Source organism: Lewinellaceae bacterium, from assembly GCA_020636135.1.
In the GTDB taxonomy this organism is placed as follows: Bacteria; Bacteroidota; Bacteroidia; order Chitinophagales; family Saprospiraceae; genus JAGQXC01.
In genome coordinates, this window is record JACJYK010000001.1 from 1,936,783 (window position 1) to 1,949,815 (window position 13,033).

Annotated in this window: 10 protein-coding genes; 4 read left to right on the top strand and 6 right to left on the bottom strand. The window is 48.4% G+C overall.

Going from position 1 to position 13,033, the window contains the following annotated elements; translation table 11 throughout:
* Positions 1-174: 174 nt before the first annotated feature.
* The 5 genes from H6570_07260 to H6570_07280 form a co-directional block, all read right to left on the bottom strand.
* Complete coding sequence (locus tag H6570_07260) at positions 175-1,059, bottom strand: hypothetical protein (protein MCB9319060.1); 885 nt, start codon at positions 1,057-1,059, stop codon at positions 175-177.
* A gap of 70 nt (positions 1,060-1,129) precedes the next feature.
* On the bottom strand, positions 1,130-2,686 hold the full coding sequence (lepB, locus tag H6570_07265) for a signal peptidase I (protein MCB9319061.1): 1,557 nt from the start codon (positions 2,684-2,686) through the stop codon (positions 1,130-1,132).
* 366 nt (positions 2,687-3,052) lie between these two features.
* A complete protein-coding gene (locus H6570_07270; protein MCB9319062.1) occupies positions 3,053-4,513 on the bottom strand; it encodes a magnesium chelatase in 1,461 nt (486 codons plus the stop codon).
* Positions 4,510-5,604, bottom strand: coding sequence for a VWA domain-containing protein (locus tag H6570_07275; protein MCB9319063.1), 1,095 nt, complete (start codon positions 5,602-5,604; stop codon positions 4,510-4,512). Before H6570_07275 ends, H6570_07270 begins: the two co-directional genes overlap by 4 nt.
* 150 nt (positions 5,605-5,754) lie before the next feature.
* Complete coding sequence (locus H6570_07280; GenBank protein ID MCB9319064.1) at positions 5,755-7,404, bottom strand: amidase; 1,650 nt, start codon at positions 7,402-7,404, stop codon at positions 5,755-5,757.
* Positions 7,405-7,461: 57 nt separating this feature from the next.
* On the opposite strand from H6570_07280, the gene H6570_07285 reads away from it, so the two are divergent.
* The 4 genes from H6570_07285 to H6570_07300 are packed head-to-tail and all read left to right on the top strand — an operon-like array spanning position 7,462 to position 11,588.
* Positions 7,462-7,905: a GNAT family N-acetyltransferase gene (locus H6570_07285; GenBank protein ID MCB9319065.1), complete on the top strand. Its 444-nt coding sequence runs from the start codon at positions 7,462-7,464 to the stop codon at positions 7,903-7,905.
* Between the two features lie 2 nt (positions 7,906-7,907).
* Positions 7,908-9,074 (top strand): aminotransferase class V-fold PLP-dependent enzyme, encoded by a 1,167-nt coding sequence (locus tag H6570_07290; protein ID MCB9319066.1) that lies wholly within the window; start codon positions 7,908-7,910, stop codon positions 9,072-9,074.
* Positions 9,075-9,108: 34 nt separating this feature from the next.
* The gene (locus tag H6570_07295) at positions 9,109-10,083 is read left to right on the top strand and encodes a threonine/serine dehydratase (protein ID MCB9319067.1); all 975 of its coding nucleotides are present in this window, start codon (positions 9,109-9,111) and stop codon (positions 10,081-10,083) included.
* 29 nt (positions 10,084-10,112) lie between these two features.
* Positions 10,113-11,588: an SLC13/DASS family transporter gene (locus H6570_07300; protein ID MCB9319068.1), complete on the top strand. Its 1,476-nt coding sequence runs from the start codon at positions 10,113-10,115 to the stop codon at positions 11,586-11,588.
* A gap of 2 nt (positions 11,589-11,590) precedes the next feature.
* Here the strand turns inward: H6570_07300 and nhaD are convergent, their stop codons facing one another.
* On the bottom strand, positions 11,591-12,892 hold the full coding sequence (gene nhaD, locus H6570_07305) for a sodium:proton antiporter NhaD (GenBank protein MCB9319069.1): 1,302 nt from the start codon (positions 12,890-12,892) through the stop codon (positions 11,591-11,593).
* Between the last annotated feature and the right edge of the window lie 141 nt (positions 12,893-13,033).

The following is a 13,033-nucleotide window of genomic DNA, read 5'->3' on the forward strand; positions in this document are numbered from 1 at the left end:
GTTTTATAGAATCTTCGTTATGAATACTTTCAATTTAGAAATTGGTTGCATTCCCAATGAAAAAAAATGCAATAAGCCCCAGAATAGTGGCATAGGCTTGCCAGTCAATATGAAAATTTCATGTCAACACCAGACTGATGGATAGATAACCTGCTTAACTGGGTAAGGAATGAACTAGGATGGATTTTCTACCAGGATCAATTTCCCATTTCGGTAAGCAAGCCTGGTGATGTGGGTGATCCCATAAGGTGCCAGATCCTGGATCAAATGCCATCCGGAAGGGTGGGCCAGATTAAACTGGAAGATTGAACTACCTTTCGCCATGACCAGATGTTCCTTACCAACGAGAACAAAGTCCTCAGAACCGGAGAGGGTTTCGGTGACGATCTGGGCCCGTCGATCGACAGGATCATACCGTTTGATGAACCAATATTGGTCACTGAACTTATGGACGTAAAGCAGGGTGTTGTCCAATTTTTGCAAACACCGGCCGGCGTCCGAAGCGAAAGTGCTTTTTGATCCATCCAGATGGACCCATTGCAGGACATTGGGATTGCCTACTTCAAACAGGACCAGTGTACTGTCCGTCATCCAGCAGTGATAGCCGATGACATCGAAGCCGGACAGAAGTTGTTTCGGTTTGCCGGTAGCTTGCAAAGGGTATATCCAGAGTTGCTGTAAACCGGCGGTATCCTGACGCACAAGGCTCATGGACTGAACACCATGCGGGGTAGGGGAATATTCGCGAAAATCGTTGGTTGCCGTCAACCGGCGTTTGGTACGTGTTCTCAGATTGAAAGCATAGATATCGGTCTGGTTTGAGCCAGCGGCCTGGACTGAAGCCAGTATTTCCTGGTCACTCAGAAATGCAGGCTGATTGTTGTAGCCGGATAAGTTGTCTCCGGAAAGGCAAATGGGGTTGTCAAGCGCTACGATACTATCATTTCGCATGACCACATCAAATGAAAACAACACGGTGGCTGGTGGTTGTTGAGCCGTCAACAGGAAAGGAGCCAGGATGACGAGCAATACAAATATTGGTTGGCGTAGCTGTTTCATTCCCCGGATCATTTGTAGCTAATATATAAAGAAGAACCGAACAACCGTCCCAGGCGGTTAATGGTTGGGGTTAATGTTTATTGGCGGAGGTGAAAATCCGGTTCCAGTTGATGCCATTGCGGATACTTCCGTTCTTGGTGGAAAACCAAATGAACAAGGGTTTACCAACGATGTGATCTTCCGGGACAAATCCCCACATACGGGAATCTTCAGAGTTATGCCGGTTATCTCCCATGGCCCAGTAATAATCCTGTTTGAAGGTGTAATTGGTGGCAGGGCTGCCATTAATCAGGATTTGGCCATTCGCAACCTCAAGGTCATTGTGTTCGTAGACATGAATAAGCCGTCGGTAAAGTGCCAGGTTACTCATATTGAGGTCGACAGTTGCACCTTTCTTGGGAATGTAAATCGGTCCGTAGTTGGTAACTGTCCAGCTGCCATAATGCGACTTGTCGTGCGGGAATACATCATTGGCTTCCGGATTAATAATCTGCAATTCCAGGCCTTCCTGTTGTAATGCGATGACCTGTTCCTTATTCAGATTATAAATATTCGGTCCCATACGGTCAGTTACGTTGACGTTCAGCCGATCCAGGAGAAGTTCATTGATTTGACCTGTTCCGGACTGGATGCTGTAGGCTAGTTGCATTTTCTCCGGGTTCTTCTGCGCCTCTCCATCAATGTATAATTGATTATCGATCACTTGCAGGGTGTCACCGGGCAGACCAACACATCGCTTGATGTAATGATCTTTTTTATCAATAGGACGTACGACCAAATGGCTACCACGCAACATGTTGGCAAGCCCCGGAATGCGCCTGACCTGGCCGGCGGTATAGGACCGGTCGGGCATAATGTACACACTGTCACCTACCGGCCAGTTGAATACAAATGGCGTATTACGCTGGATGCTTTGTAATTCAGGAAGCCGGTAATATGGTAAACTGGGTTTCTTCAGATAGGACTCTACATTTAAAATAGGGATCCGGTTATGGAGCAAAGGTACAGCCAGTATCGTCATGGGAGTACGGATGCCGTAATTAGCTTTGCTTACAAAAAGGAAATCCCCGACAAGTAAGGAACCTTCCATGGAGGAGGTAGGGATCACAAATGCCTCGATGAGAAACATACGGATAAAGGAGGCGGCAAAAACAGCAAAAATGATCGACTCAACCCATTCCCGGGCAGGCGATTTTTTATAAATATTCTTTGCCTCCAACTGCCGGATCAGCTTGGTATTTCCGGCGGTATGAGCTTCAGCCAGCTGAGACCGAAATTCTTTCTCCTGGGTGATGGCCGGGCCGACAAAGCTGGTCTTCTTGTCCATGGCCAGGTAAATCGTGTACAGCGGGCCGAAAAGTACTGCCAGAACACTTTCACCAAAACTGTATTTCCCAAAAGACCTGACTTCATCAATGACCAGGCTTGAATAATAAAAGATATTCACGATGGGAAAGAGCAGCCACAGAGCCCAGTACGGTGATCGACCGACCATTTGAGCCAATACGCCCATGTTGTAAAATGGAACCAATCCTTTCCATCCTTCGATGCCTGCTTTAGGAAACAGCAGGTACAGACCTACACTCCAAATGATGTAACCAACGATCAGAAATATGAAGAACCACACGGCGGTATCGGCTTAATAGGTGAACAATCCAAGGAACCGGCTATTGCAGTACACATATAACCCTGTCCTCAAAGCGCTACAAATATAGGTTTATTTCGAAATCCCAATTTCTTAAGCGAACGTTAATTCCGTTTAACCCAAATCATGCAATTGAATTCGTTGCGATGCCCATTTATGCAAGATGAGCAAGTGATTCGCTGAGGAGTCATACCATGCTATGGCGACAAAGTGAAGTGCTTGATCACTTGAATTCCTAATGTTTTCTAAATAAAAGGGTCTGTAGCATGAATTGGGTTTAACCAATGTGATGCCTTGATGAAAGGTATTGCCGCACGGACTTATCGTTAAGGTGCCTTATTTACCGGGTTAATCTTCGTCCTCGTCCAGGTCGCCCAGCATGTTCGACAAAAAGTCATGGAAGGACAGGGTGGTGCCAACCAATTCTTTATTGACCACGTTGAACTCGGCCAGACCATGGATGACCAATTCCATATAGGCTTGCTTGTCCTCATCAGAGAACGATTTGACCAGTGCCTTCAATCCTGGAATTTCAAGTAAGGCCTCTGTGAATGCGGCATCAGATGCGTCGTTGGGCAGGTTCAGTTCATGTCCGTCCGCGAAAAATTGACGGATGGCATAATAAGCATCCCCTTCGTGTTTGCGTTCCTCTTTGTTCGGATGCGGGAAATGGGTCAGGAATTCTTCTTTCACCGCAGTGCTTAACAAGTTCAACGCCACCTGGTAGGGTCCTTCCTGTTCTCCTTCATAGACCAATTCTACCTTGCCGGTGATGGCTGGTATCACTCCCCAAAAGTCCGTAATCCTCGCAGTAGTCTGGATTTCACGATTGATGAGCATGCGCCGTTCTGCTGTACTGTACAGATTTTCCAGCGCCGTAATGCTCATGCGGGCTGAAACACCGCTCCGTTCATCAATGAGTTCACTGTCACGGGCCGCAAAAGATATGCGTTCAAGGAGGTTTAACATTAAGTCGGGAATGTGAACATTTTTCCGCACCTCCGGCTCGATATCCGCTTCCTGGCTGGTGATTTGTTTTGCGATCTCGATGGTGCCCGGATAATGGGTCAGGATCTGGCTTTCGATGCGGTCTTTCAGTGGCGTAATAATGGATCCCCGGTTGGTATAATCTTCCGGATTGGCGGTAAATACAAATTGAAGATCCAGGGGTAGCCGAACTTTAAAGCCACGAATCTGAATGTCTCCTTCCTGAAGTATATTAAATAAGGCAACCTGGATGCGCGGTTGTAAGTCCGGCAACTCGTTGATGACAAAGATGGAACGGTGGGATCTTGGCACCAGGCCAAAGTGAAGAACACGTTCATCACCATATGGAAGGCGCAAATTTGCGGCTTTGATGGGATCTACGTCACCGATCAGGTCTGCCACGGTAACATCCGGTGTTGCCAGTTTTTCGACATACCGGCGGTTCCGGTGGATCCATTCGACCGGGGTATCATCACCTTTTTCGGCAATGAGGTCTTTTGCATAACGGCTCAGGGGCTTCAGTGGATCGTCGTTTATTTCACTTCCGGCAACCACCGGAATGTATTCATCCAGCAGGCCGACCATTAACCGGGCGATCTTGGTCTTTGCCTGTCCCCTTAGTCCCAGCAATAATATATTGTGTTTGGATAACAGCGCCCGCTGGATATCTGGTATGACAGTATGCTCGTACCCCACAATCCCGTTAAATGGATTGGTGCCTTCTTTCAGTGAGCTGATCAGGTTCTTGCGCAACTCTTCCTTGATGGTCAGTGGTTGGTAGCCATTTTTCTTTAGCTCACCCAGCGTTTTCGCTTGCGTCATTTTCTTTTGCGTTTGTTTTGTTTGTAGTCCATGAAGAGGAACTCTCCCAGTCCTTCGAGGGAACTATAGAATGCTTTGCCCTGATTGGCAGCAGTGAATTTATCCACAAATTCAACCAGGTAAGGATCACTGGCGATCATAAAAGTGGTAATCGGGATACCCAGCTTGCGGCACTTGGCTCCCAGCGCCAGCGTACGGTTCAGAATCTTCCGGTCTATACCGTATGCATTCTTGTAATATTTCTTCCCAACCTTGATGCAGGTGGGCTTGCCATCGGTGATCATGAAAACCTGCTTATTTGGGTTTTTACGCCTTCGGAGGATGGCCATCGCGAGTTCCAGCCCGGCAACCGTGTTGGTGTGGTAAGGCCCGACCTGGAGGTAAGGCACCTCCGATAATTCAATTTGCCAGGCATCGTCTCCAAAAACGATGATGTCAAGGGTGTCTTTGGGATACCGGGTCCGGATCATCTCTGCCAGCGCCAGAGCAACTTTTTTGGCCGGAGTGATGCGATCTTCCCCGTAAAGGATCATGGAGTGCGAAATATCGATCATCAGCACGGTACTCATCTGACTTTGGTAAAAAGTCTCCTGTATTTCCAGGTCTTGTTCGGTCAGGGTAAAGTCATCAATGCCGTGATTGATCTGGGCATTGCGTAGTGACTCCGAAATAGCAATACGATCCAGTTTATCACCAAATTCAAAAGGCCGGATCTCTGAAGTGAACTCATCTCCCAATCCTGGCGAGGTCGTAGAGTGTTGTCCACGTCCTGTTTTGCGTATGGAGTCAAATACATCTTCCAGTGCTTTCTGCCGGATGGCCACTTCCATTTTGGATGAGATGGAAAATCCACCCTGCGCCTCCTGATCCGGTTGCAGATATCCTTTGTCGATCAGGTCCTGGATAAAATCGGCCATTCCGTAATCTTCGGTGGTAAGGTGATAGGTTTTATCCAGCTCGGTCAACCAGCTTAAAGCCTCCCTCACATCACCCGATGTATATAAAAGCAGCTCCTGAAAAACTTTAAACAGTTTGTCAAAGAGGTCGCCATCCTCAGGTTCGAAATATTGGGAGAACTTCCAGGAGATCATAGTTTAGTTTGCAGCAACCATCCGCTTTTAATAAACTGCGCAAAACGCGGACCCGGGTGGTTGGTGTTCCAGGTGAATACAAATAAACCATATGAACCAATCAATGGTTCATGGTTTTGACCTTAGCACACGCAATTTTATATCCGGGCATCAGTTTAGAAATTTCGGTGGATGATTCATGTGATAATTCGTATGGTCCTGAATATAACGGGCAAATAAAAGCAATTTGTCTTCGCCGAGAAGTTGGCCTGTCATGGTTATACTGGTTGGTAGGCCTTCCTTTAATCCGGTGGGCATGACCACTGATGGATTCCCGGTCAGGTTTGTGAGAGTCAGGTTCCGTCCAAACCACGAAGGGGATAAGTATAGATCGATGCCTTTCATCCGCTCGTAGAGTTCATTAATCAGTCCGGTCCGCAGCCGGTTTGCCTGAAGGTATTCCACAGCGGGAACAAATCGGCTTGTGCGGAAAACGTTTGGCCAGGCATTCCTGATCTGTCTTACCAGCAGGTCATCCTGGTTGGATCGTGTCAGCGCATCGAAAGCAGTTGCTGCTTCAACATTGAGGATAAACCGGATGGCAGGGATCTCCGGTAATTCGATCGGCACCAGCTCAAACCCCAGGGATTTTACCTGGGCAAGAAAGATGCTGTCATTTTGGTGAAAAGCATAGGAACGTTCAAAATCCCGGGGCACATAGCCTATTTTAAATTTCTTGACATCTGCATTTGTATTATAGTTAAAGGCCGCGTTGACAACAGAGGGATCCCGGTTATCAGGTCCGTAAATTGCATTGAAGACAATGGCGCAATCTTCCACGGTCCGGCAGATGGGCCCAATTTTGTCCATGGACCAGCTTAGGGCCATAGCTCCGGAACGGCTTACGCGGCCATAGGAAGGACGCAATCCGGTGACTCCGCAGACGGTGGATGGCGAAACAATGGACCCCAGGGTCTCGGTGCCAATGGCAAATGGGACTAATCCAGCGGATACAGCGGAAGCAGAACCGGCCGAAGAGCCTGAAGAGCCCTGCTCGGTATTCCACGGATTACGGGTCTTCGCTCCAAACCAGACGTCACCCCAGGCTAGTGCGCCCATGGATAATTTGGCAACGAGGACAGCTCCTGCATCTTCCAGTCTTTTGACGACTGTTGCCGTAGAATCAAAATGTTGCGTTTCATATGGTTTTGCCCCCCAGGTAGTTGGATAGCCGGGAACCGCCAGCAAGTCCTTGGCACCAAACGGGATGCCATGAAGAATGCCCCGGTAACGCCCTTGCTGGATTTCGCGGTCTGCTGTGCGGGCTTGTTCCATGGCCAGGTCTTCTGTTAGTGTGATGACGCAATGTAGTTCCGGATCGTATTTTTTCAACCGGTTAAGGCAGAATGTAGTCAGTTCTACGGAGGTTAGCTTTTTGTCATGGATCAGCTCAGCCAGTTCCCTGACCGAATAAAAGGCCAGGTCGTCCATGTTTTCCGGCCGCTTCACCTTGGGCGCTTTGCCAAATTGTACCGGATATTGCAATCGCTGAACCTGAAAATCCGCCGGGAAAGGATTGAACTGAAGGGCAGGCCATATAGAGTTGGCCAGGGTGGTGTCGTGGAGCGACTGGAATGCCGACCGGTTGTCCTCAAGACCTCCCAGCATAGAGTCAATTTCCGGGTCATCAAAGGACAGGTCAAAAAGATTAGAGGCGGCCCGGACATCGCCTGACGTGATTGGTTGCGGTTTATAAACAAAACCAACGGCGATGCCTGCCAAAAAAGAAAAAATGATCACTGGAAGGATTGCTTTGCGCATAACGGAAGATTGTTAAATAAAAATATAAATTTACCCAAGACATTAGCTTACCTAAGCATGACCGAAATTAGGGAAATCAAGACTCCGGAAGAACTGGATGCCATCATACCCTTATTTGATGCTTACCGCCAGTTTTACCGGCAACAGACCGATTTGGCCGGAGCACGGCAATTCCTTACTGACCGGTTACAGCATAATGAGTCGAGGATTTTTGCTGGTTATATAACCGGTGAACCACGGGCATTTGTTCAATTATACCCTTTTTTTACATCTGTTGGGATGCGTCGTAATTGGGTTTTGAATGATCTTTTTGTTGAGGAGGCATTCAGATCCCGTGGGCTGGGAAGGATGTTGATCCAACATGTGCAGGTATTGTGCAGGAAGGAAGATCGTGCTGGAATTATGCTGGAGACTGAAGTCACCAATCAGGTGGGCAATGCTCTTTACAAGTCATGTGGTTTTGAGCTCATCGGAAATAATTTCTATTACTGGAAAGCATAGCTATGGGAGTACTGAGTTGTCAGAAAGAGCTTTTTGATCTGGATCCGGACATTCATTACCTGAATGCGGCCTATATGTCACCCAATCTGAAATCCGTTGAGGAGGCAGGTATTCGGGGAATTCGACGTAAGACCAAACCTTACCTGTTGCATCCGGAAGACTTTTTTACCGAAGTGGATGCCGTCCGCAAGACGTTTGCCATGCTGGTGGAGACCGAAGAGTGGGAGCGTGTGGCACTTATACCATCCGTATCCTATGGGTTGGCACAGGTTGTCCAGAATATACCGGTAAAACCACAAGGCAATATCATTCTGTTATCCGAACAATTTCCCAGTAATTACTACAGCTGGAAGCGGCTGGCAGAAAAATTTGATCTGGAAGTCCGGATCATCAAACCGGGTCAGGATCTGTTCTCCCGCAGCGAGGCACTGAATCATGCCATACTGAAAGCCATTGACGATAAAACCATGGCGGTAGCCTGTGCGCCCGTTCATTGGGCCCATGGATTAAAGCTGGATCTGGATGCCATCCGTGCCAGGACGCTCCAGCACCAGGCTTGGCTGGTTTTGGATGGCACCCAATCCATTGGAGCAATGCCCTTCAGTATCAACAGGATACAACCGGATGCATTGATTGTTGGTGGATACAAATGGATGCTGGGCCCTTATTCGCTTGGCATGGCCTATTATGGACCTGCGCTGGACGATGGTATTCCGATCGAAGAAGCCTGGATAAACCGGAAATTCAGTGACCGGTTTGAAAGCCTGGTGAATTACCAATCCGAATACCGGCCCTATGCCGGGAGATACCAGGTAGGCGAGGCATCTAATTTTGCCTTGCTGCCCATGTTGAAAACAGCTCTTGACCAGTTACTCGATTGGGGCGTTTATGCCATTCAGTCCTATTGCGGAGAATTGATCCGTAAACCATATGAAATGCTGGAAAATGCGGGAGTACAGATCGAACCGGAAATATCACGGGCTAACCATCTGACAGGTCTTTATGTCCCAGAGGATCAATTTGACCGGGAGTTGCTTCAGTCCCTGTTTCGGGAACACAAGGTTTACGTATCAAACCGGGGAGCATTTGTCCGGGTAGCTCCGCATGTGTACAATACACCGGAGGATATGGAAGCATTGGTCTATTGTTTCCAGAAAGCCAGCCGTTAACAACCAATGTTGCAATAAAAATAACTTACCGTATATGTCGGAACGATTGCCTTTATTGAATGATGTCCCTACCCGCGAGCAAATTGAAATCATCCACCGGGGAATTGGTCATTTGGTACAGCCCACACCAGCCCTGAACTACCGGTTTCTTGACCGGGATCTGGGTTGCAGTCTGTATTTCAAAGCTGAACAGTTTCACGAGATTGGGGCTTTTAAATTGCGAGGGGCCACCAGTGCGGCCCTTGCGCTGACTGAAGAGAACCGGGCAAAAGGTATTGCGACGCATTCTTCCGGTAACCATGCTCAGGCTACTGCCTGCATTGCGCACCAGTTAGGTATTCCGGCTTATATTGTAATGCCTTCCAATGCACCGAAAGTAAAAATAGAAGCCACGAGGGGATTTGGTGCTGAGATCACCTTTTGCGAACCCACCCAGCAAGCCCGGGAGGCAGCCCTGGACAAAATATGTCAGGAGACGGGGGCTTATTTTATACACCCTTACAATAACTACAATGTAATTGCCGGGCAGGCTACGGCCGCCAAAGAACTCCTGGAGGAAGTGCCCGATCTGGATATGATCGTTGCTCCTGTGGGAGGGGGTGGTCTGCTAAGTGGGACAGCCCTGTGGAGCCATTATGCGGGAAGCGGTGTGAAGGTATTCGGAGCAGAACCTCAGGCCGTCGACGATGCATTCCGCTCTATGCATGCCGGATCCATCCAGGGGAATACTTCAACCAATACCCTCGCAGACGGACTCAAGACAACCCTGGGAGAATATACCTTCCCGTTGATCAAAAAATACGTCTCAGAAATATTGACGGTCAGTGAACCAGAAATAATTGATGCAATGGCTATGCTATGGAAGCGGCTCAAACTGGTGACGGAACCTTCCGGGTCGGTGCCATTTGCTGCCGTACTGAAACATACTCAGCAATTTGCCGGAAAACGGATCGGTATTATATTGTCCGGTGGAAATGTGGACATGGAGAACCTGCCCTTCGCTCGATAGCACTTTAGAGATCTGTAAATTCATACGAAATGTTAAAAAAGACAGGCTTGTGGGTGGGATTGGTTTTTGTGGCGATGACCTTGGTTTTACCTCCGCCCGGAGGGCTGTCACCAGCGGCCTGGCATGCGGTAGGGGTAACCCTTCTGATGGCTGTATGGTGGATGACGGAAGCCATTTCCATATTTATGACGGCACTCGTTCCCCTGGCTTTATTTCCTCTTCTTGGTGTGTTATCCGCCTCCGAAACGGCAGAAAATTACGGGCACAATTATGTATTGATGCTACTGGGAGGTTTTTTTATTGCCCGTGCCATTGAATACCAGGGTCTGCATCGCAGGATTGCCCTATACATCATTCGTCATATCGGAACCAGTCGCCGGAAGTTGATCCTTAGCTTCATGATTGCCACGGCTTTTTTATCTCTCTGGATAGCCAATGTGGCGGTTGTGCTCATGCTGTTGCCGATTGCCATGGCTTTGATCGTAAAGGATGAATCAGCGGCATCCGGCTCCCGGTTTGGACTGGCAATGATGTTGTCAATTGCTTATGCCGCATCCATCGGAGGCACCGGATCCCTGATCGGTACGCCGCCCAATATGGTATTGGCCGGATTGATCACCGAGCTGTACCCGGGAGCTCCGGAGATCAGTTTTTTCACCTGGCTGAAGGCCGGGTTGCCAGTCGTCATACTGGGTTTGCCCTTGTTATGGCTTTTTATGATCTGGTATTTTCGCATCAGCGGAAGATTTGAAGAAAGCGAAGAAATCATTGAAGAACAATGGAATGAACTTGGGCCCATATCCAAAGGTGAACGCCGGGTACTCATTCTGTTTACTATTACAGCCTTAGGCTGGATATTCCGGAGAACCATTGATTTTGGTTGGTTTGTGATCCCAGGGTGGTCTGATCTGCTCGAGATAACCAATATGGTTCACGATTCTACCGTTGCCATTGCAGGAGCTTTGGCCTTGTTTATGATCTCAGATGGTGCCGGACACAAATTGTTGACCTGGAAGGAAGCATCCCAGGTGCCCTGGGGGGTGGTACTTATCGTGGGCGGTGGATACGCATTGGCATCAGCCTTTGGGGAGACCGGTCTGGCGGTCTGGATCGGAGGTCATCTGAGCTTCATCGGCGCCTTGCCTCCCTGGATGATCCTCCTGGCGGTAGTCACTATCATGGTTTTTCTGACGGAGATCAATTCCAATACCGCCACTGCCAATATCTTTTTGCCCGTTTGGGCTTCAATGGCTCTGGCCGGTCAGGTTAACCCGTTGATATTGATGATCCCTGCCACCATAGCCTGTTCGTTCGCTTTTATGCTGCCTTCAGGTACAGGTACCAATGCTGTGGTGTTTGCCAGCGGAAGGGTGCGGATTCCGGATATGGCACGTTGCGGCTTTCAGCTGAACCTGCTGAGTATTTTGTTTCTGACCCTGGTTTTATACTTCATCATCGTGCCACTGCTAGGTCTTGAAGTCAGTCTGCCTGGATGGGCACAATAGAACTAGAATACCATTGATATCAGGATAAAGGTCACGGCACCACCAAGGAATCCCAGCATAGCCAGCCAGGACACCTTTTTTAGATACCAGATGAAATCAATCCGCTCCATGCCCATGGCTGCCACGCCTGCGGCGCTGCCAATGATCAGCATACTGCCACCGGTACCTGCAGAATATGCGATGAAATGCCAGATCGCGCTATCTGTTGGGAAGGTGTACATCCCCATGGTAGCCGCAACTAAAGGTACATTATCAATGACCGCAGAGGCATAACCCAATACCAGGATGACCAGGTTCTGATTCGGTATTTTGGCATCGAGGAATTCAGCAAGATGCAACAGGGTGCCCAAAGATTCCAGTGATGCAACGGCGACCAGGATCCCCAGAAAAAACAGGATGCTGGACAGTTCGATCCTTGACAGTGCGGTGTGTGCGGAATACAGGTGCTTGCGTTCATTGGTGAAATCCTCTTCCGGATGGATGTATTCGGATACCAGCCATACAACTCCTAATCCCAGCATCATTCCTACGTAAGGAGGCAGGTGGGTTATCGCCTTGAAAATGGGAACAAATATCAGTGCGCCCACACCCACGATGAGCATGGTTTTGCTGCTCAGTAATTTTTCTTGTTGAGCCTCAGCGCTGGCATTACCATGGATTAGTTTGATCTTCCCTTTAAACGGCTTCATGAAAGAAGCCACAAATGCAGGAAGTACCACACAGACCAGGGATGGCAGGACCAGATGTTCTATCAGTCCCAGTGAAGAAACCTTGTTGCCGATCCATAACATGGTGGTGGTTACATCGCCGATAGGAGACCAGGCTCCACCGGCATTTGCACCGATCACAGCCATGCAGACAAACCAGATGCGTTCCTCTTTATGAGGCACCAGCCGGCGCAAAAGGGACACCAGCACGATGGTGGAAGCAAGGTTGTCCAGTGTGGCGGAAAGGAAGAATGCCAGGATAACGATGATCCAGAGCATTGTCTTCTTACTTGTCGTTTTGATCCGGTTGGTGATAACGGCAAATCCATTGTGGAGATCAATTAATTCCACAATGGTCATTGCTCCTAACAGAAAAATAAGGATCTCTGCAACTTTCCCGATGTGATGTAACAGGACAGCGCTCAGATCACTGGCCTGATGATTGTCATCATATACCTGAAGATGACCATACGAAATAAGAGCCCAGCAGAGGGCTCCCATAATCAGAGCCGGTACAGTTTTGTCCAGCTTTAATGGGTGCTCAAATACAATGGTTACGTATCCGAGGATAAAAACAATAATTACAAGTGTTATCATGAATTAAGTTGGCTTGCGTTTGCTAGACCGTCAAAGTATAAAATAACCTCAGGTCCACAAAAAAAATCGATAGAACTTTTGAACACATTTCTCTTTTTTGATATGTGTGAATGTAAGCCCAACCCAATTACATCCGATGAA

Coding starts and splice junctions, on each gene's coding strand:
- H6570_07295 (MCB9319067.1), top strand. CDS start 9,109: ATGTCGGAACGATTGCCTTTATTGAATGATGTCCCTACCCGCGAGCAA.
- H6570_07290 (MCB9319066.1), top strand. CDS start 7,908: ATGGGAGTACTGAGTTGTCAGAAAGAGCTTTTTGATCTGGATCCGGAC.
- H6570_07280 (MCB9319064.1), bottom strand. CDS start 7,404: ATGCGCAAAGCAATCCTTCCAGTGATCATTTTTTCTTTTTTGGCAGGC.
- H6570_07270 (MCB9319062.1), bottom strand. CDS start 4,513: ATGACGCAAGCGAAAACGCTGGGTGAGCTAAAGAAAAATGGCTACCAA.
- nhaD (MCB9319069.1), bottom strand. CDS start 12,892: ATGATAACACTTGTAATTATTGTTTTTATCCTCGGATACGTAACCATT.
- H6570_07285 (MCB9319065.1), top strand. CDS start 7,462: ATGACCGAAATTAGGGAAATCAAGACTCCGGAAGAACTGGATGCCATC.
- H6570_07300 (MCB9319068.1), top strand. CDS start 10,113: ATGTTAAAAAAGACAGGCTTGTGGGTGGGATTGGTTTTTGTGGCGATG.
- H6570_07275 (MCB9319063.1), bottom strand. CDS start 5,604: ATGATCTCCTGGAAGTTCTCCCAATATTTCGAACCTGAGGATGGCGAC.
- H6570_07260 (MCB9319060.1), bottom strand. CDS start 1,059: ATGAAACAGCTACGCCAACCAATATTTGTATTGCTCGTCATCCTGGCT.